18 protein-coding genes are annotated in these 19,664 nt (G+C 63.1%); 5 read left to right on the forward strand and 13 right to left on the reverse strand.

Going from position 1 to position 19,664, the window contains the following annotated elements; all coding sequences use genetic code 11:
* Positions 1-421: 421 nt before the first annotated feature.
* From HYR72_24645 to HYR72_24665, 5 genes are all read right to left on the reverse strand, one after another.
* Positions 422-1,087 carry a hypothetical protein gene (locus tag HYR72_24645; GenBank protein MBI1818182.1) on the reverse strand — a complete coding sequence of 222 codons (666 nt, stop codon included), beginning with the start codon at positions 1,085-1,087 and terminating at the stop codon, positions 422-424.
* A 60-nt stretch (positions 1,088-1,147) separates the two neighbouring features.
* Complete coding sequence (locus tag HYR72_24650; GenBank protein MBI1818183.1) at positions 1,148-1,663, reverse strand: bifunctional nuclease family protein; 516 nt, start codon at positions 1,661-1,663, stop codon at positions 1,148-1,150.
* Between the two features lie 69 nt (positions 1,664-1,732).
* Complete coding sequence (locus HYR72_24655; protein MBI1818184.1) at positions 1,733-3,142, reverse strand: VWA domain-containing protein; 1,410 nt, start codon at positions 3,140-3,142, stop codon at positions 1,733-1,735.
* Between the two features lie 29 nt (positions 3,143-3,171).
* Positions 3,172-4,137 carry a MoxR family ATPase gene (locus tag HYR72_24660; GenBank protein ID MBI1818185.1) on the reverse strand — a complete coding sequence of 322 codons (966 nt, stop codon included), beginning with the start codon at positions 4,135-4,137 and terminating at the stop codon, positions 3,172-3,174.
* Between the two features lie 96 nt (positions 4,138-4,233).
* A complete protein-coding gene (locus tag HYR72_24665) occupies positions 4,234-6,102 on the reverse strand; it encodes a hypothetical protein (GenBank protein MBI1818186.1) in 1,869 nt (622 codons plus the stop codon).
* Between the two features lie 194 nt (positions 6,103-6,296).
* On the opposite strand from HYR72_24665, the gene HYR72_24670 reads away from it, so the two are divergent.
* Complete coding sequence (locus HYR72_24670; protein MBI1818187.1) at positions 6,297-7,052, forward strand: NRDE family protein; 756 nt, start codon at positions 6,297-6,299, stop codon at positions 7,050-7,052.
* A gap of 342 nt (positions 7,053-7,394) precedes the next feature.
* On the opposite strand, the gene HYR72_24675 is transcribed toward HYR72_24670, so the two are convergent.
* From HYR72_24675 to HYR72_24705, 7 genes are all read right to left on the reverse strand, one after another.
* The gene (locus HYR72_24675; protein MBI1818188.1) at positions 7,395-7,940 is read right to left on the reverse strand and encodes a hypothetical protein; all 546 of its coding nucleotides are present in this window, start codon (positions 7,938-7,940) and stop codon (positions 7,395-7,397) included.
* Positions 7,941-8,115: 175 nt separating this feature from the next.
* Complete coding sequence (locus HYR72_24680) at positions 8,116-9,726, reverse strand: ABC transporter substrate-binding protein (GenBank protein ID MBI1818189.1); 1,611 nt, start codon at positions 9,724-9,726, stop codon at positions 8,116-8,118.
* Positions 9,723-10,553 carry an ABC transporter permease gene (locus tag HYR72_24685; GenBank protein ID MBI1818190.1) on the reverse strand — a complete coding sequence of 277 codons (831 nt, stop codon included), beginning with the start codon at positions 10,551-10,553 and terminating at the stop codon, positions 9,723-9,725. The genes HYR72_24680 and HYR72_24685 overlap by 4 nt, the downstream gene beginning before the upstream one ends.
* The gene (locus HYR72_24690) at positions 10,550-11,467 is read right to left on the reverse strand and encodes an ABC transporter permease (protein MBI1818191.1); all 918 of its coding nucleotides are present in this window, start codon (positions 11,465-11,467) and stop codon (positions 10,550-10,552) included. Before HYR72_24690 ends, HYR72_24685 begins: the two co-directional genes overlap by 4 nt.
* A 2-nt stretch (positions 11,468-11,469) precedes the next feature.
* Positions 11,470-11,676, reverse strand: coding sequence for a hypothetical protein (locus HYR72_24695; protein MBI1818192.1), 207 nt, complete (start codon positions 11,674-11,676; stop codon positions 11,470-11,472).
* A 15-nt stretch (positions 11,677-11,691) separates the two neighbouring features.
* On the reverse strand, positions 11,692-12,144 hold the full coding sequence (locus HYR72_24700) for a hypothetical protein (GenBank protein ID MBI1818193.1): 453 nt from the start codon (positions 12,142-12,144) through the stop codon (positions 11,692-11,694).
* Positions 12,145-12,260: 116 nt separating this feature from the next.
* Positions 12,261-14,126, reverse strand: a complete 1,866-nt coding sequence (locus tag HYR72_24705; GenBank protein ID MBI1818194.1) for a hypothetical protein — start codon at positions 14,124-14,126, stop codon at positions 12,261-12,263.
* A gap of 321 nt (positions 14,127-14,447) precedes the next feature.
* Between HYR72_24705 and HYR72_24710 the strand changes: the two genes are divergently transcribed.
* The 3 genes from HYR72_24710 to HYR72_24720 all read left to right on the forward strand — a co-directional run bounded on the left by HYR72_24710 (position 14,448) and on the right by HYR72_24720 (position 17,885).
* On the forward strand, positions 14,448-15,290 hold the full coding sequence (locus HYR72_24710) for a hypothetical protein (protein MBI1818195.1): 843 nt from the start codon (positions 14,448-14,450) through the stop codon (positions 15,288-15,290).
* Between the two features lie 114 nt (positions 15,291-15,404).
* The gene (locus tag HYR72_24715) at positions 15,405-16,676 is read left to right on the forward strand and encodes a DUF1329 domain-containing protein (GenBank protein ID MBI1818196.1); all 1,272 of its coding nucleotides are present in this window, start codon (positions 15,405-15,407) and stop codon (positions 16,674-16,676) included.
* Positions 16,677-16,763: 87 nt separating this feature from the next.
* Positions 16,764-17,885, forward strand: a complete 1,122-nt coding sequence (locus tag HYR72_24720; GenBank protein ID MBI1818197.1) for a metallophosphoesterase — start codon at positions 16,764-16,766, stop codon at positions 17,883-17,885.
* A gap of 12 nt (positions 17,886-17,897) precedes the next feature.
* Here HYR72_24720 and HYR72_24725 read toward each other — a convergent pair whose 3' ends face one another.
* Positions 17,898-19,037 (reverse strand): hypothetical protein, encoded by a 1,140-nt coding sequence (locus HYR72_24725; GenBank protein MBI1818198.1) that lies wholly within the window; start codon positions 19,035-19,037, stop codon positions 17,898-17,900.
* A gap of 125 nt (positions 19,038-19,162) precedes the next feature.
* On the opposite strand from HYR72_24725, the gene HYR72_24730 reads away from it, so the two are divergent.
* On the forward strand, positions 19,163-19,660 hold the full coding sequence (locus HYR72_24730; GenBank protein MBI1818199.1) for a c-type cytochrome: 498 nt from the start codon (positions 19,163-19,165) through the stop codon (positions 19,658-19,660).
* Positions 19,661-19,664: the final 4 nt, after the last annotated feature.

Here is a 19,664-nt window from a genome sequence, read left to right on the forward strand (position 1 = left end):
TCAGGCTGCAGACATTCTCGCGTACGAGTGCTACCGAGCGATTCGGGAACAGGTGTTTAAGCGCGGGAGTGGATACGCTGAGCGCTCGCTGTTGTCTGGAGTTCTCTACTCAACAAGCCGCGTGCACATTCACTACCATCGCGCGCACACGCTCCGCGAACTGCTCAGGTTGAAGTACGCGGGTTTGAAGATGGAAGAAGCGCGCACAGGGACAAGTCCTCGCTATCGGAGTGCATCGACCATGAAGTCGAATCACTGCGAGTTACCGGTGCCTTGATGCCTCTCGCAACGTCCTATCGAACGTCTTTTGGTCGACCTTGCAAAAACCTTCGCGTAGCGCGTCGTCGCCGGGGGCTGCCTTAGGGTGATCGGCTTTGGCTGCTATCTGGTTCTCGGCATCGTGGAACTTTAGTGTGTCCCCTTACGGATTGGCGGGCAGCTTGCCCTCGATCAGCTCGCGGCTCGCCACCTCCGGGAAGTCCTTGCGAATGCGCTCGTACAGCTCGTGCGCCTTGTCGCCCTGTCCCGTCGTTTGTAGACAGCGTGCTTGACTCAGCAGCGCCTGCGCTGCGTAAGGGCCGTCGATCGCAGCCGCAGCGGCATACTTCGCGATCGCTTGGTCGCACTGGTTCTTTTCCTCCAGCGCATAGCCGTCGCCGAGCACGGCTTGCTGGACCAAATACGGCGGCAAGCTACGGTCGTCGCCGAGTTCGTGGAGGCTAGTGAGTGCGCTATCGGCATTGTCACGCCGCAACTCTACACTGGCCGCGAGCAACTTGGCGAAAGCGCCGGCCGGCGCAGAACTCCACCGTCGCGCTACGTCGCTCAATTGATTGGCGCCCCCTGCCCCTTTGGCGTCACGGTATGCGATCATCGCCCGCCCCAGGTCGGCGTTGGCTTCGCGGTTTGTGGTCCGGTGCTGACTGATCGCAGCCGAAATGCCGATGAGCAGCACCAGCGCCGCACCGCCTATGATGATGACGGTGCGTTGGTTGGCGCGCGCCCAGGTGAGGGCGTACCCGGTCAGAGTGAGAAATTCATCGGGACGCTTGAGGTCCTTGCGTCGAAGACGAGCCGTGTGTGCCATGGTGTCGAGGGGAATACCGGAAGCGGAGGGACGAGTCGAGGCCGGCGGGCGCCCGGCGCGTTACATCTTGTACTTGAAGTCGTCGGGCGTCATCTTTTCGAGAATCTCGCCCCACTTGTCACGCGCGACGTTGGACAGATTGGTGTCGGCGGATTCGTCCATCTGCTGCACCACGCTTGAGGTTTCGAGCACGTGCTTGGCGACGTAGATCGGACTTTTGGTGCGCAGCGCGAGCGAAATCGCATCGCTCGGACGCGAGTCGATTTGGCGGCTGCCACCATCGACCAACAGATGAATCACCGCGAAGTAGGTGTTGTCCTTGAGATCAGTGATTTCGACTCGTTCGACGCTGCCGCCCAACTCGCCGATGACCGTGCGCAGCAGATCGTGCGTCATCGGCCGCGCCATCTTGATCCCTTCCAGCTCAGTGGCCATGGCCGTGGCTTCGAGCAGGCCGATCCAGATTGGAAGATTCAATTTGTTGTCGGGGTCCTTGAGGATGACGATCGGTGTTTTCGTAACCGGGTCGAGGGTCAGTCCGCCGACACTCATCAGCACTGCTTCGTCGCGCGCCATGCACCTGCCCTCACCGATGTGGGCATTCTGCCCAGAAAGATTCGGTGAGGTCAATCCCTTTTTCCGCGACTACGTGACCAGATGATCGATGACTTTGTAGAGTTGATTGAGGTTGCGGCACTCTTCGACCAAATCGCAGAACGGCAGGTAGCGATCCATCTCGCTGTCGCCGAATCCCCACGTCATCTTGTTCTCCGGATTGAGCCAGATGACTTGTTTGGCGCGCGCCTGCATTTCCTTCAGCACCCACTCGTGCGGGAGGTTGTAGTTGTTGCGCGCGTCGCCGAGGATCAGAACGGTGGTCTTGTTGTTGACCACGGCGAGATGATCGCGATGAAAACTCCGGAAGGCGCGACCGAAGTCCGAATGCGCGAAGACATTGATGATGTTGCCGGTGAGCGCCTGATCGATGGCCTCGCTAATCTCCTGCTCCTCGAATAGGTGGGTGATCTCACCGATCTCGCTGACGAAGATGAAGCTGCGTACCCGTGAGTACAGGTCCTGCAACGAGTACACGAATTGGAGCATGAAGCGGGACACATTGCGCACGGAGTCCGACACGTCGCACAAGACGATGACCTGCGGCTTGTCGCGGACTTTGCGGTCGAGTTGAATTTTGAAGGGCACGCCACCGTACTGGAGATTCTTGCGCAGGGTGTCCTTGACGTCGAACTTGCCGCGCTTGGCGCGCCGGCGGCGGATCGCAACGACGTTCTTGAGCCGCTGAGCAAGCTTGGCAACGGCTTCCTTCATGCGCCGGATCTCGTCTTCGGAAAGATAATAGAAACTCTTCTCCGCGAGACTGCGCATGCGCTCGTTTTCGCGCAGCGACTGGTCTCGCTTCGCCAGCTCGGCGCGCACGGTGCGCTTGATGATGTCGCCGAGATCTTGCTGCCGGCGCTCGAGGAAGCGTTGCAACTGCTCGGCGAGGTCAGGGTCGAGTCCGGCTTGTGCCAAGCGCTGGCGCAAGGCTTCGAGCTCTTGCGTGAGATCGCCGAGACCTAGCTGCTGGGCCAAACTGTGGGCGTAGCGCCCTTCTTGAAACGATCGCTCGATCTGGCCGATGCGCGCCTGGTCCGACGCCTCGCGCAGCATCTTCTCCAACTGGCCGGTGTTGTTCGAGAGCAGCGCTTGCGCCAGTTCCGACAGCTCGACGCCCATATCCTGCAGCAGTTGCGAGAGCTGATCCATTAACGCCTGCAACTGCGCGTCGCTCAGGCTCATCGCCCCTTGCGTCGCCTCGGTACTGGCCTTGATAATCTCGCCGAGTCCGGTGAAGTAGAGATCGAACAGCTCGTCGTACGGGGCGATGTCGACGTTGCGCTTGATCATGGTCGCGCGCAGCGCATCCTTGAATAGGACGCGATTCTCGATGCCAATGAGCTGGAGCGCGTGGAAGGTATCCATGTGCTCGGCCATCGACACCCGCAATCCGTTTTGACGGAGCAGCGCGGTGAACTCGAGGATCTTGTCGTCCATGGCGTGGGCGCGCTCAGGCCGCGCCGAACTCAGTGTAAGAAGTCTTTGGCGGTACCAGCCGGCTCAGCCGCCGGCGTCTTCGCTTTCTGGCGTTGCAGATATTCCTTCAGTTCGTCCTGCGCCTTGCGAATATCACCTTCGTATTTGAGAATCGCGCTCAACGTATCATCGACCAGGGCGGCGTCGAGATGCGTGACGTTGAGCAGCGTCAGCGCCTTCGCCCAGTCGAGGGTCTCACTGATGCTCGGGATCTTCTTCAGATCGATTTGGCGGATGCGCTGGACCGCACCGACCACCTGTTGCGCGAGAGACTCGCTAATGCCGGGGACCTTCAGACGCACGATTTCGAGTTCTTGCTCGATCGGCGGGAAGTCGATGTACAGATGCAGGCAGCGCCGCTTGAGTGCGTCGGACATCTCGCGCGCGTTGTTGCTGGTCAGGATCACGAACGGGATGTGCTTGGCGCGCAGCGTACCCAGCTCCGGAACGCTGACCTGGAAGTCGCTCAGTATCTCGAGCAGAAACGCTTCGAACTCGGTGTCGGCCTTGTCGATCTCGTCGATCAACAACACCGTCGGATGCGGCGCGGAGATCGCCTTGAGCAGTGGGCGCGGCAGGATGAAGCGATCGGAGAAAAATACGTCGTCTTCCTTGGCGATGTTATCGACGGCGTCCTTGAGCGATTTGGCGGCGCCGACCACCTCACTGATCTTGTCCTTCAGTATCTGGGTGTACAGTAGCTGCTTGGCATACTCCCACTCGTACAGCGCCTTCGCCTCGTCCAGTCCTTCGTAACACTGCAATCGGATCAGTTCGTGATCCAGCGCAGCCGAGATCACCTTCGCCAGTTCGGTCTTTCCCACGCCGGCGGGACCTTCCACCAAGATCGGTTTGCCGAGACGACTCGCCAGGTACACGACGGTTGCGATGCGCCGACTGCAAATGTACTTCTGCTGCCCGAAGCGCTCGATGACATCCTCAATGCTGGCGAACATGCCGTCTCCCGTCTGTTGAACAATCGGAGGCGGACGGTAACATACGGTCTTCCTCAACACAACGAATTGGGCGCGAGTGGACACGCCTTCCTGTTCCTACAGTCGTGCGCGCCCATGCGCAGCGAGCGAGTCGCTCTCCGCCTCGGGTCGGCCACTGTGGCAATCCGTCGCATAGAGTTGCAGCGCTCCGTCTGGGGTCTGATCGATGCGAGTGAACGCACGCTGTAACGCATCGGTATCGGTTGGGAAGACGGCAGCTGCTGCGAGATCCTCCGGTTTTCGCGCGATCAGAATATAATCGAACCCCAGCGCGCACGCTTGATCTCGACTCGGTTGGAGCAAAAACTTACGGGCCTCCCTCAAGTGATCGACCGCGTGCTGGAGCAGTGCCGCAGCCTTATTGTACGCTGCGACCCCGCCGGCGAAGGGATTGCCTCCCGTAATCGTGGGGACGCTGCCTTCGGCGAATGCGTTTGTCAGCACGACGTCTGACGCGGTGAAACGTGCGCGGCTGAGAAGCGCGTAGTCTTCCGGACGCAGACCGAAACGCGCCGACGGGATGAGAACACCACTCGCAAGCGACCCCATCAGAAGCAGTCCGCCACCTAGGGCGACGCCGCGCGGCGATGCACGTAGTCGCGGCCACAGGCGGGCCATCAGATCGCATGATTCGCCAAGAGCGATCGCTATGACCAAGAACACCGGCATCGCGAGAAGCGGCCAGAGCCGCCCCGAGGCGATTCGCTGCGGGACGTAGGTATCCCAGAATGCCAGGAACGCGGCACCGCCGCACCCGAGCGCGACAGCCCAGAGCACGAGCCACAGACTCGGCCCACGCGACCGCGACCTAAGGAGGCCAGCCGCGAGCGAGGCAACGCTCGCGATCAGCACCCAGGCGGGTTTGACGCGGTCGTTGATAGCAAACCGCGTAGGCAAAACCTTGGTCGTCAACCGTCGCAGCGCCGATGCTGCGGTTGTCTCCCCAGAGTCGTCGCAGAGCCGGTAGAACTCGAAGGTGAGATCGCCCGAGGGCAGGTTAACGCTCAGCGGTGCACTGGCATTCCCCATTTGGGTCAGCTCCCGATTGATTGCGAGATCGACCGCCGCATACAGTGAGAGACTCGTGACCATGATCGTCCCCGCACGGAGCACCGTTGAGCGAAGATGCCCGGTCACGACACCGGATACGAGCGCGAGCGGCGCGAGCGCCGCGACCGCGGCCGCGGCCACGATTCCGTGGCTTAGGAGACAGATCAGCAGAAAGATGATGGCCATGCCGCTCGCGGCGATTTCCCTACCCTTACGGTCTCCCGCATCCGACCGGAGCGGAAGCAGCCGCTCGCAGCACACCCACAACAACGCAAACAGCGGCGCATAGGCGAAGGCTTCCGGACGGTACCCCGCAAGCTTGCCGGCGATGTGCACCGAGAACAGCAACGCGCCCGCGCCGAATACACATGCGATCCTGCGCGTCAGCGCATAGGTCGCTTCAGCCGCAGACCACGCGACGAGCAAGACGGCAAAAAGCCGAAACGCTTCCATCCGCTGGGGCAACGGCAGCGAGACACGAAGCAGACGCGTCGCCGCCGCGCCCAGAGAGGTGAAGTAGGGATAGTCGAGCAGGAAGCGAACGTCAGTTCCCCACTCGGGCGAACGCGCGGGATACCCACCGGCCGTTGCGGTTTGCTCGGCTAGGCCGCCGTAGTACCACGGGGTGGGCTGGCGCGGAATGAAGTCTGGGTACGTCAGCGCCACTTGCGCCGCAAAGGTGATGAGGGTGACACTGAGGATCGCTACCAATAACTCAACGGTGGGTCGTGGTGCCGTGTTCTCCGGCAACCAACGGCGCCCAGCCCAACTGCCGCACGCTAGGAGGAGGACCGCGGCCAATCGCCAATCTACGTGCCACGCATCGGCAAAGACGAGGGGGCACCACGTAGCAAAGGCGACCGCTAGTACTTCCATGCGAGATCGCCCGATCGACCTGAAGCCAACGGCGCACACCCCGGGCGACACGAACAGCGCGAAAAGCAGGAGCGAAGCCGCAATGACCAGCATGATCAGCAGGTGAGAGTGGACCGCGCTAACACACACGAACGCCGCGGTGCAACCGGCGTCGCCGCTGGTCTCCGGACGACGCGGCCCATATAATCCGACGCGTGTGCACACTCGCGTTGTATCAGCAGCGGTTCGACAATTACCCACTCGTGGTGGCCGCCAATCGGGACGAACTCTATGAGCGCCCCGCGACGGCGCCGCAGGTCATTGCGCATAACCCGTGGGTCGTTGCCGGCCAGGACCTGGTTGCCGGCGGTACGTGGCTCGGTCTCAACCAGGCCGGGATGGTGGTCGGACTACTCAATCGCCGCACTCCGGCCGGTGCGGCTGGAGTCGATCCGTCCAAGCGGTCGCGTGGATTGCTCGCCCTGGAGGTGCTGCAGTGTCGCTCGCCACAGAGCGCACTCGCACGGCTTCGCACCGAACCGGCGGAGCGCTACAACGGTTTCAACTTGCTGCTGGCAACGCCGCGCGAAGCGTACGTCGCGCACAACGGTCACGAGGGCATCACCATCACGCCACTGGCCGCCGGCGTACATCTGCTCACCAACCTCGAATTGAACGATCCCACCTGCCCTCGCATCGCCAAGTCGGCGCGTCTCTTCGAGGCCGTGTCGGTCGATCAAACTGCGGAGCACCTGCGAGCTGCACTACAGCCGATCTTGGCCGACCATTCGACGCCGCTCGACCCACGCGGCGACGGCCTACCCAACAACCTGTGCGTGCACACGCCGCGCTTTGGAACCTGTTCTTCCAGCGTGCTCGTCTTCGACCGATCGAGAGCGTGCTATCGCTACTGGCACGCGGCTGGGGCGCCCTGCTCCACCGCGTTCGCTGAAGTCGCGTTACCAAATTGAGCTAGACAACCCCGCCCCGTTGTTTATAGTCTGCGCGCAATGCGCGAACGACCTATGAGCCGTCCAATCCGCGTGCTGCTAGTGGCCACGCTGGCGAGCGCGAGCGGTTGTACCACCAGCGCGATCACGCAGCCGCCGAGCCCCACCGGCGCGGTCTCGGTACCCGCACCACCGGTGGCGGCGGCTGCTGGCGCCGAAGATCTCACTGCGGTCGCGCGACGCCAAGAAGAAGAGAGCGCGCTGCTGCGGGAGCGCTTGGCCGAACGCGACGAGCAGGTCGATGTGCTGCAGCGCGAGGTCGGCCGTTTGCAAACCCGCACGGGAGAGATGGAAAGCACCATCTCACGTCTCAGCGTAGCCAGCGGTGGCGCCCCTGCCCCAGCTCCGGCCGCGGCGGACACCACAGAGACCCGCGCGATGCTCGCCAAAGTCGAAGCCGACGCCAAGGTTGCCCGCGAACAGTTGGCAGCCGTCGAGGAGAATCTTGCGAGTGAGCGTCGGCGGCGAGAGAGCGTCGAGGAGGAGCTGACGAAGCTCAAAGCGGAGACCTCGAACGCACCCCTCGCCGTTGCGCCGGCCGCGGCTGCTCCACCCGCCGACAACGCGGGGTTGCAGCAAGCGCACAACGAGATCGATCAGCTTCGCGCTCGCCTGGCTGACGAGCGTGCCGAACGGGAGCGACTCGCTTCGCAACTCGCAACGCTGCAGCAGCAACCCGTCCCCGTCCCCGCCCCTGCCGCCGATGCTCCCGCGCTCGATGCGGAGATGCAAAAGCGACTCGTGGAGCTGCAGGCGCATCAGGACGAGATCATCGCCAGCGCCAACCGTGACCTCGCCGCCAGCCGCGAACGCGAAGCGGCGTTGCAGACGGAACTCAAAGGCGCGCAAGAAGAGCTAACCCTGGCGAAGACGCGTGCGAGTCAGGTCGCAGTTCCGGTCGCCTCGCTGCAGGAGTCGCAAGCGGAGAACCAGGCGCTGCGCGCGCAGGTGACTGAAGTCCAGCGACGGAACGAAGAGCTTGGTGCCAAGCTCAAAACTGCGCAACGGGTCGCTGACCTGATTTTCAAGATGCGGGCCGGCCAAGTTGAGGCGGTGCCGACACCTCGGAAGGGCCGTCCGAAACCCAAACATCGTCGAGTCGCGCCGGCCGCAGCGGGTTCAATCGAAAGTTTTCCACCCGCGGCAGCACCACTTGATATGCCACTGGGTGATACAACGGCACCCATGGCGCCTGCGCCAGGATCAGCCGCTCCGCCCGCTGCAGCAGCTCCAGCCGTTCCGCCGGTTCCACGGTAAGCGCCGCGCGATCGAGCAAGACGTCGACCTCGGCGTCGCTGAAGAACGCATCGTTGTTCGACCCACGGTTCTTCGAGTGGAACAGCACTTCGAGAAAATTGCTCGGGTCAGGAAAATCCGCCTCCCAGCCGAGGAGAAACATCGGCACCAAGGACGGCGTCTTCACCGCCTGGAGGAACGGACCCCAAGCGATGGGTTGAATCTCTGCGTGAACCCCGACATCGGCGAGATCTTGTTGGATTGATTGCGCGAGGCGCCGACTGTCTTCGTCGGAACGTACCCACAGCGTCGTCTCCACCCCGCTCGCGTAGCCCGCCTCGGTGAGCAGCGCGCGTGCTCGGACCGGATCGAAATCATATCCCGGCACATCGGGATCGTAGCCCGGCATGTTCGGCGGCAAGATGCGCGTCGCCGCGACGCCGCGATCGTTGATAAGGCGGAGCAGCTTGCGTTTATTGATCGCGTGATTCATCGCGCGGCGCACGCGTACGTCCGTGAACGGCGCGACCTCACAGTTGAGCCCAAGGTATTGCGTCCGCAGCGACGTCTCCTTGCGCAACAACGGCGTGTAACGTGGATCGCGGCTGACGCGCGGGAACTCCGGCGGTGGAATTGAAGTGACATCCAACTCCCCCGCTTCGTACTTGAACCACGCGAGCTGATCGTTGAGGCCGACGGCACGCGCGACGCCCTCGAGTCGCGGCCATCCCGACATGAAGTACGTCGGGTTGCGCGCCAGCAGCAGACGCTGCCCGGTGGACCACTGTTGCAAGACGAACGGCCCGCTGCCGATCGGATGGCGCGTGAAGTCTTCGCCCCATTTGGTCACCGCCTCATGCGGTACGACAGCGGCAAACTGCAGGGCCAGCTTGTGCAAGAGCAACGGATCGAAGCGTTCGAGCTCGATCCGTAGCTGGTGTTCGCCGATCACACGGAGGCCCTTCACTTCGCCGGCGCGCCCAGCCACAAAGTCTGCGGCACCGGCAATCGTGGTGAAGAACTCGATGCCTTGGGATCGCGTTCCCGGCGTCAGCACGCGTTCAACGGAGAACTTCACATCGGCGGCGAGCAAATCGCGGCCGTTGCTGAAGCGCACGTCGTCACGCAGATCGAAAGTGTAGACGAGGCCATCGGAGCTGCGGACCCACGAACGCGCCAACTCCGGGATCAGCGCGCCGTGGTCGTCGTAGTCCAGCAGTGTGTTGAACAGCATTTGTTCGAAGAACCACGACGTCGTGTCGTAGCCCAGCGCCGGGTCCAGAGTCGGAACCTCATCCACGCCGGCGAGTCGCAGAAAGCTCGCAGGCACTTCGGTGGACGCGCCCCGACTGCAGCCGAGCAGCAGAGTCAACAGGCAGAGCAGCGCGCGCACGCTCACGCGCTCCTCCGCTCGAAGCGTGCGAGTAGGCCGTAGCCGAGAAAGTTGAACCCGACCACCGCAAACACGATCGCGAGACCGGGAAAGAGCATGAGCCAGGGGGCCGTGCGGTAGAAGATCTGACTGTCGCTCAGCATGCGACCCCAGCTCGGTGTTGGCACCGGCACGCCGAGTCCGAGATAGCTCAGTCCCGCATCGAGCACGATCGCCCCCGAGGTGGCCAGCGCCGCCATGACGATGATCGTCGGGAGCGCATTGGGCAACAGGTGCCGCACAATGATGCGAGTTGGATGCGCGCCGAGCGCACTGGCGGCCAGCATGAAGTCGCGCTCGCGCAGCGTGAGCACCTCCGCACGCACCGTCCGTGCGATACCGGACCAACTCACCAAACCGATGACGATCAGGATCGAGATCAGGCCCGGCCCGATGATAGCCACCAGAGCCAACGCGAGCAGCAGATCCGGCAACGCGAGGACCACGTCGGTCAACCGCATCAGCACCGTATCGACATGTCGGCCGAAGTAGCCGGCGAGCAAGCCAACCGCCGTGCCCACGCTCATCGCAATGAGGGTGGCCGAACCGGCAATGATCAGGGAAACGCGCGCGCCGTAGATCAATCGACTCAGCACGTCACGACCCAACTCATCGGTGCCGAGCCAATGGCCGGGCTGGGGCGCGAACGGCTCGCCGAAGCTGTCCGCCACCGCCCGCACGGGATCGTACGGCGAGAGCCACGGAGCACCGAGCGCGACCAGCGCGATGAGCAGCACCATCGCGCCGCCGATCCACGCCAGCCGTTGTTGCGCCTCGCTCTGGGGCTCGCTCATGAGGACAACCGTATGCGTGGGTCGATCACCAAGTAGAGAAGATCGATCAGCATGTTGGCGACCACTACCAGCAACGCGCTGAACTGAACCGTGCCCATGATCATTGGGATGTCGAGATTGAAGACGGCGTCGACGGCCAAACGCCCGAGCCCCGGCCAGTTGAAGACGGTTTCTGTCAGCACGACGCCACCCATCAGGCCGGCGAAATCCAAACCGACCAGGGTCGTGACCGGAATGAGCGCGTTGCGCAACGCGTGTCGACCATACACCGCCACCGGTCCGAGTCCTTTCGCCCGCGCGCTGCGCACGTAGTCTTCGTTCACTACTTGCCGCATGTTGGTGTGAACGATTCGCCCGTAGTACGCCGCATACCGCAATGCGAGGGCACTCGCGGGCAGCAGGACAAAGCGCAAACCGCCGAATCCACCCAGTGGCAACCAGCGGAGGCGATAGCCGATGACATCAAGCAGCAGAATACCGAGCCAGAAAACCGGGACTGAGAGAATAACAAGCGAGAGCACCAACACGCCGATATCCACGCCGCTGCCAACGCGCAGTGACGTGAGGGTTCCGCTGGCGATCCCAACGACTATGGCGAGGGCGAGGCTGCTGAGGGCGAGAAAGAGCGTCGCCGGCAGCCGCTCGATGATCGCATCGCGCACGTTCTCACGCGTGACGTAGGAGCGACCCAGGTCGCCGCGGACTAGTCGCGCAAGGTAGCGCCCGAATTGCACGGGCACGGGCGCGTCCAACCCCATTTCGTGCCGAATCAACTCCAGCGTCTCGCGGTCGGCCTTCGGTCCGGCTACGGTGCGCGCGGGGTCGCTCGGCACCAGGAACGAAAGCGCGAAGGTGAGCGCACTGACGCCGAAGAGAATGACGACGGCCCAGCCAAGGCGCTGGAGAAGCAGCATCGCTACTCACCAGCCGACGGCGCTCGGGCGTCCAACCGCCAGGCGATCAGCGCGGCGGCGAAGCTCAGTCCCGCCAGCGCTGCCGACGCGAGAAACCACCGCCCGACCGCAGGCGTATCGAAAAGGAACATCAGCACCAGCAGCGCCAATAGCAACGACGCCGTGGCCGCAATGCCGAGGCGCAGACACGCGCGTACGACCGGACCCACGGCGCTGCAGGCTCTTCAGCGGTTGCGCTTGGGACTCGGCTCGCCGCCGAAGATGCGCTCGTTCTCGCGCGCGTCCTCGGCGAGTTCCTTCGCCCAATTGCGATCACGCCGAGGGGCCTGGCGAAACTCTTGGTAGAGTTCGCGCGCCAACTCGACGCGACTGACGCCTTCGGGTGCGAGCATGATGTCGACCTGGGCGCTGGCGAGGTCGAACGAGCTGTGGACGATCGCGTCGGGATCCATACCGAGTTCGCTCAGAATCTGACGGATCACAGCGGCGTTGGTCTTGAAGCGCTTGGCGACCTGATGGATGTTTTGAAACGCATAGCCGTTTTCGGCAGTGATGCCGAGATGGTAGGCGCAGAACAACTCGAATGCGTCGATGCCGTTGCGTTGCGCGAGGCCGGTGTTGACCACCTCGCGTCTGGCTTCCGGCCGCGCCGGCCGATTTCGCTGTCGCCAGTTCATAGCGTCGCAGTGTAGTCGAACGCGGGTTCGGCGGAAAGAGTGCGATCCCCTAAAACACGAACCGGGCTGGCAGCGCGCGCTACCAGCCCGGTTTGGTTAGGGGTGGCGGGTCTCGCCTAGCCGCGTGGCTTCGGCGGGAGCACCAAGGTGTTGCATTCGATCGGGCCGGTGTTCACGGCCTCGCCGTTTGGTCCAGTGGCGGTCACGCCGACATGGATGAAGGCGCTACCTTTACCCGAGCCTTGGCCCTGCCAACGGAACCGTGTACGGCCACCATCGCGCAGAGTCGCGACCGAGTCTGGATTTGGGCCGTTGTTGATCGAGAGGCCCGCCGTCCCAGTCGTCTCTATGTCCGGGCCAAACGGAGTCACGTTGGTAAGATCGCCACCGGTCCCATTGATGAGCAACAAGCGGAACGAGGCGAGGATCTTCCCGTCTACGACGGTCGCTTCGCAGAGACCGATCAGCTTGCTGGCGTCGAACGGCGGCGGCGGTGGGGCCTCTTGGCCTACCGTGCCGCAGTCGACCTCACCCGTATCGAGTTCTTCACCGCCGGCGCCGCTCGCGGTCGCGCTTGCGGTGAGCGAGACGTTGCCGGCTCCGCTGAGTTGCCCACCCCACTTGAAGGAGGCCTTGGTCCGATCGGCGACCGAGGCGTAGACGCCTGGAGATGGTCCGTTGGTAATGTTGAGCGAGGCTGTGTCGCTGGCGGTGATCGTCGGCCCGTGAGCTCGCACGTTGGTCACACCACCACCGGTTCCATTGTTTACGGTCAGGAAAATCCCGACGTTCGCGCCACTTTGCATCGAGTGACACGTTGCAGTGAAGCCGGCCGGATTGATTGGTGCCGTCGGCGCAGCGGTGCGGGTCGGGCCCGGTGGGACCGGCGTCTTGGTCGGTTCCGGTACGCGCGGTGTACGTGTCGCTTCTGCCGGCGCTGGGGTCTTGGTCGGTTCTGGGATGCGCGGCGTGCGCGTCGGTTGTGCCGGCACAGGAGTGTTTGTCGGCACCTCGGCGGTTGTGATCGGATCGCATTCGGCGTGCGTCTCAATTACCTGCCCATTGGCGGTCATTCGAGCGCCAACGGTAACCCTGCTCTGACCGCTGCCACTCTGATCGCCCTGCCAGCGGAAGCGCGCGTTGTTACCCGAAGCGACCGAGGAGAAGCGACCCGGCACTGCAGATCCGAGGTTCAATAGCGCAGAACCAGTCGAAGTGACCTGAGGATCGAGCGGCGTAACATCAGCAAGGTCAACGCCGGTCGTGTTGCTGATCAGCAGCGAAATCGTCACGCTGTTCCCGTTCTGCGAGACGAAGCAAGCCGACGAGAGTTCGCCCACTGTTGGCGGCTCGGTCGGTGGCACTGGCGTGCGAGTCGCCTTTGGCGGAACCGGAGTGTGCGTCGCGTTGGGTTCCTTGGGTGGTCGCAGGCCTGCCGGCGTGCGTGTTGGCCGTATGTGGGGTGTCTGCGTCGGCGGTTTAGTCAACCGAGGACGAGGCGTGTTGGTCGGTGCTGGCGTCCGGGTCGGTTTGTCGGTAGCGCGCGCTCGCGGCGTCTTGGTCGATGCCGGCGTGCGTGTCGGTTCTGGAGTGGCCCGCAGACGCGGGGTATCTGTCGGGACGGCGCTGACGTTGATCGGCGCACACGTCACCGTCCCGGTTGTCACGGTTACTCCATTCGGCGTTTCAGCCGTCACGTCGGTTGACAGCGTAAGCGTCCCCGCGCCCGACAGTGAACCCTGCCATTTGAAGCTATGCGCATTGTTTCGGATCAGGACGCGTCGCATCGTTGGAACGCTCACAATGTTGAACGCGGCGTTGCCAGTTGCGTCGACGCTTAGACTCGATGCCGTCAGCCCGGTCAGATCGACGCTCGATCCGTTGAAGGCCCGGACCTCCACGGTCACTTGATCCCCGCCCCGCAGGACGGTGCACGTCGCACTGAAACCATCGAGCGCGGCACCGTGAAGTTGCGCACTCACGCGACTCCCGAATGCCAAGCTCCCAACAAGTACGGCAACGCTCGCCGAAACCCATGCTCTTCGCATCATAACTAATCCCCCCTACGCACAGGGCCCGCACATTGAGTTGGCAATACGCTCCAGCGGACCGATCCAAGCGACAGAATGACATTGCCCAAATGACTGGTCGTATGTCAAGTGTTTTTTGCGTTGTTGCCTCGCCCAACCCCCTGGAGGACGGCTGGCTGGCGTCCGCTGCCGGACCGAGGCGCCACATTATCCTTGACATGCGACGGTGTCTCCGCGAAGAATCGGCGAACTCTTAAGAGACGGGGTGCGCTGATGAAGTGGTCGCGGCTGTTCGTTCTCACCTTCCCCCTCACGTTGATGCTCGCGAGCTCCGCGGTTCGTGCTGGAGAGCCGGTCACGCCGCACGGCGTCGACATCATCATCAGCAACACCACGGGCCATCCCAGTGGCACGGCCACCGTTACCGTTCGCTTCGTGCCCGGCATCGATGACGCGGCCGCGGGTGGTGCTGATGAGATCTCGGTGCTGCAATTCAGCGTGACGCACTCGGGGCTCGATGTAGACCCGACCGATGCCGACAACGACGGTATCCCCGATGCCGTGCACTTCAACCCAGACGGCAATTCGATCCTGACCGTATCGTTCTCGACGGGAGTATCGATCGATTCCCAACCCGGACAACTGGACGTGCTGATTTCGAATGCACGCCGTGACGCAGTCCTCCCCAGTGCGACGTTGCTGGCGATCACCTTCCGCATTCCCGCTCAAAGCCCGCTCGGGGACATCGCGCTATCGCTCAGCAATGTCAGCACGAAAGACAAACTGAGTGTGAATCAACCGGTGGACGAAGCCGTACCCGGCGTGATCACCGTGATCGCCGGGCCTCCGACCGAAACCCCAACGGCGACTGCCACGCCGACGAGGGCGACGGCAACGCCGACCGCGACTTCTACGCGCCTACAACCAACACCGCGCCCCACGCGCACTCCAGCACCACCCACCCCGGGCAAGAACACGCCACCGGCAGGCGTCGATGTGACCGTGCACAGCGAAAACGGTGGCTGCGCGATTGGTGAAGCACGCGGCGGGTACGGCTTCGCCCTGATGTTCGCAGTCCTCCTCGTCGTAGCGCGACGGCGGCGCGAGGCACACTAACGCGCAGGCTGCGACCATCTCGCTCGACGCCCCGCCCTCCCTGAGCAATTCACCCTTGCCACGGACGGTCGAACTGATGCAAAGTAGGCGAAATCTTCGGGAAGGAGGGTTCGTATGAGGCAGCGAGAACTGACCGTGTTTGCGGCAGTGAGCGTGAGCTGGCTACTACTCTCAACACCGGCAGCCGCCGACGTCAAAGGGGGAGACGTCGTAACCGCCACCAACGTCGATCAGGCGAAGGACCTCATCTCGCCGGGTCTCGAATGGGTGGTGCGTCACGGCATGAAGATGAAGATCATCGAGCCGCGTAAGATCGAGTGGCCGCGCGCATACAAAGAGGCTACCGAGAAATACTCCAGCCAAGTGCGACTCTCCGCCGATGGCTTGCGGCTGGAGAACTACGTCGAAGGGCTCCCGTTCCCAAACATCGACGTCAACGATCCCAAGGCCGCTCTGAAGATCATGTGGAACTACGACTACAAGCCGCTGACTACCGACGATGTCGATCTGCGTGAATTCGACGCCGACACCGGTCCGGTCGGCACGGGTGCGCAGGGCATGGGCATCGAGCGCCACTTCATCCTCGATCACTTCCGCCGCCTCTTCTACAACGGCCGCCTGTATGTGGATCCGAAACCCGAGCGACCCAACCCCGATGGCGTTCGCTATCGCGAGTCGTTGCACCCGTTTCTGGAACCCTTCGATCTCAAGGGTGTGGGCGCTACCAGCATTCGCTATCTCGATCCCGCCAAACAGGATGATAGCTGGCTCTATCTACCCAACTTGCGCCGAGTACGTCGCTTGTCGACATCGCAGCGTTCCGATGCGCTGTTCGGCCAAGATACCGATGTCGATAGCTACTACGGCTACAGCGGCCACATCGCGTGGATGGATTGGAAGCTGCTCGGCGAGAAGACCATCCTGGGATGCATGCACGCCGAGCACTACCCGGTGAAGTGGGGCGACGGCGCGGCCGACTTCATGTTCGATGACGTTTGGGAGAAGCGCCAAGTCTATGTGATCGAGGGCGTCTCCAAACTGCCGCAGTACGCCTACTCCAAGCGCGTGATGTTCATCGACAAGGAAGCGTGGGTGGTGCCCTACTCCGACATCTACGACCGCGCCGGAGCGCTGTGGAAGATCTGGGTCAACGAGTTCAGCTACAAGAAGAAGCCGTTCGAGGGCGCCACATTGTCGGTCTATCAGGACGACATGGGATTTGTGCCCTCCATCGTGATGGTGGACATCCAGTTGCAACACGCCACGCGCGCGGCCCTGCCGAGCCAGAAGGTCACGTCCGAGGGTTGGTTTTTCAACCTGGGCGAGAAGTCCGGTGTGACGGAGGACTGGTTTCAGATCGCGCACCTGATCGAGTCGGGACACTGAGTCATTGGCGACGACGGTGGGGCGCGCCCTGCCCCACCGCCGCGTTGCCCGCCTCCGCTCGCCCCATCGCGCTTAGCAACCACCATCATGGCCCGCTTCGCTCTGATCGCCGATCCGCACGTCACGGTGCCGAACCCCGACACCGGATGGCGGCCGCCCGTCATCGAAACCGAGCCCACGATGTACGTGGAGAGCGTCGAGCTACTGGAAGCCGCGCTCGACGCCATCAACGCCGATTCCGATCTCGACTTCATTCTTGTTGCCGGCGATTTGACGAAGGACTCCGAGCCGTACAATCACGACAAGGCGCGCGAGCTGCTTTCCCGCTTTCGGCGACCGGTGTTCTGCGTCCCTGGCAATCATGACCAGCCGCGTCCCGCGAAGTTGCGGCCGCCGCACTACCTCGATCCCGCTGTTCGCGGCTTGACGGTGCACGACTTCCCGCGCTGCTACGGCGATTTCGGTTTCGATTCGCCCACACGCCTCGCTTACAGCGCGAATCCGACACCCGACGTCCACCTCATCGGGCTCTGTTCCCCCGCGCCCGAGTATGATTACGGCGAGATCCCGTCCGACGTGCTCGCGTGGCTCGACGACGACCTTGGTCGAGAGCGCGGCAGTGGTCGCGAGCCGATTGTGATGCTGCACCACAGCATCATTGATCATGTTCCGGGCGAATCGATGAGCGAGCTGTTCTCCTGGTTTCACGTTCGCAACGCGACCGCGCTCAAAACGATCCTGCATCGCCACGGTGTGCGGATTACGCTCTCCGGACACCTACACATTCAAGATGTCAAAGCCGAAACCGGCTTGCACAACATTGTCACCTCGTCTTTGGCCGGGTATCCGCACGCCTATCGCACGTTCGATCTGCGTCCCGGAGAGATCCGCATCGCTTCGCATCGCTTGCAGACGATTCCATCGCGACCCGATCTCCAGGCTGCCTCACGGGCCGAGTCCGCTGAGAGCTTCGTCGGCGTCCTTCGGTCTGTGTTCATGGCGCGCCCGTACGAATTCGCACCCGGACGCGCCGCCGAGGTGGCTGAGCGCCTGCGCGATTGGTGGCCGACGATTGCGGAGGGCAACGAGCAGTTCGCCTATACCGCGGAAGAACTCGGCGACGCGGCGCTCGCGGCCTACGTCAATAGCTTCAGCGATCGGCCGCCGCCCGACAACGATCTGACCATCGAGTTGCCGCGGCGCGCCTAACCGCGACGGCCGTCAACGAAACCGAATCTCGTCGCCAGCGCCGCGGCGCCCCTGTTGATCGACGTTGACCATCGCGGATGCGACGTGTCCATCCTTCTTGGCTGTGTGGTGTTCACTGAGCACCGCGAGCAGGCCGTGCGTGGTCGGCCGTATGCGCATCTGGCCAACCAACGTTCCGCCCGTGCCGACGCTGAACGCGGAGCGTTGTGGCTGGGTGGTGTCGATCAGCGAGAGCTGCGACTCAAACAGGCAATCGACGACAACCGATGTAGAGAGGCGCTGCTCGAACTCGTTGTACACCAGGATCGTAGCGACGGTGGAACCGAACCGCGTATCACCGCTGATGAGATCCTCGCTGCACGGCACCAAGGTCAACGCCGAAGTGATGTGGCTGTCGGGGTGAACCGGGTCGACGGCGAAATCGAAGAAATGATTCACGATCAGCGTGTTCGGGCAACCCTCGTATTCGGCGCCATCACCGCCGAGCCGCAACCTGCCGTCGCCATTGTTGGTCCCCGTGATCGCCTGTACCCCGATCGCGTTGTACACCTCAACGTCGAGGCCCCCGTCGGCCTCGATTCGGGTGATCGTCGCGCGTCCGACCAGCACGTTCTTCTCAGAGGGGCGGTCGTCGCGACCGACGACGACACATTTGAGTTCGCCGGTGAAGGGTGTCCCGACGGCAGGCACCAGAGTTCCGGCATTGGTCTGCGGTTTGTGCGTAGAGTCGGTCGGATCAGGCGGACCGTTACGATGCCGGCCATCGATCGGCACAGGATGCTGCATCGACCCGAGGCCGTCGGTGATGACCCACGCCAGCGGCTGGCGCGCAGTCAAGTGGACTTGAAAGTCGGTCTCGGTCCACCCCTGCACGCAGCTTCCACCGCCGCATTCCGCCGACCGCCGACACGGCGCGCCCGTCGTGGTGCAGTGAGAACCTGCATCGAGATAGAAACAATGAGCCAGCGCAGGCTCTGTGCGGGAGGTGTTGCTCAACTCGATCAGCGTGTCGACCCGCGCGCTCGCGGATGTGGAGACCTGCAGTTTCGGGAAGACTACGATTGCAGCCGGCTTGTCCGACGCCACCTCTGCAGCGGCAATCCCTGCGCTCGCACACACGGCCAGCAGTAGGTATCCAATCGTCGTCCGCACCTGCCTCTCCTCTGCCCGCGAAGCGCAACTCGCGCATCCGGACTCTACCGGCCGCGTTTACCTTGTCAAGGCAAAGTCGGCTCCCGTTGCAACCGGTACAGGTTTCCTGATAGCAGCGCGCGGTGATGCCGACTCATCCGAACGTTCGATCGGCGCGCAGCAGTCGCCAGCGTCGGCGGTGGTGGCGGGCCATCGTTCTTGCTCTGCTCCTAGCAGGCGCACTGCGGCCGGCAGGCGCGGGTGAGACCGCCGGGTCTCTGAGTGAGGGCAAGCAGCTTTACCTGCAATCGTGTGCACCGTGTCACGGTGCCGATGGCCGCGGGCACGGGCCGGTCGCGGAGGCGCTGGTCAAAGCGCCGCCTGATCTCACCCAACTCGGTGCGCACCACGACGGTTCATTTCCACGGGCGGAACTCGCCGCGGTGATGTCCGGCGACCGCGCGCTGCCCAGCCACGGTACTCGCGAAATGCCGGTGTGGCCGCAACGCTTCGGACAGCCCGGCGCACCGGCCGCCGGCATGGCTTCGATCTACGCCCGCCGGCGTCTGGAAATGCTCAGCGACTATCTCGAGTCGATTCAGCAAGCCACCGTCAGCCCGCTGCCCGGCAACACGCCGCAGTAGACCC

The sequence above is a fragment of the Deltaproteobacteria bacterium genome, assembly GCA_016178705.1.
Lineage (GTDB): Bacteria > Desulfobacterota > Binatia > HRBIN30 > JACQVA1 > JACOST01.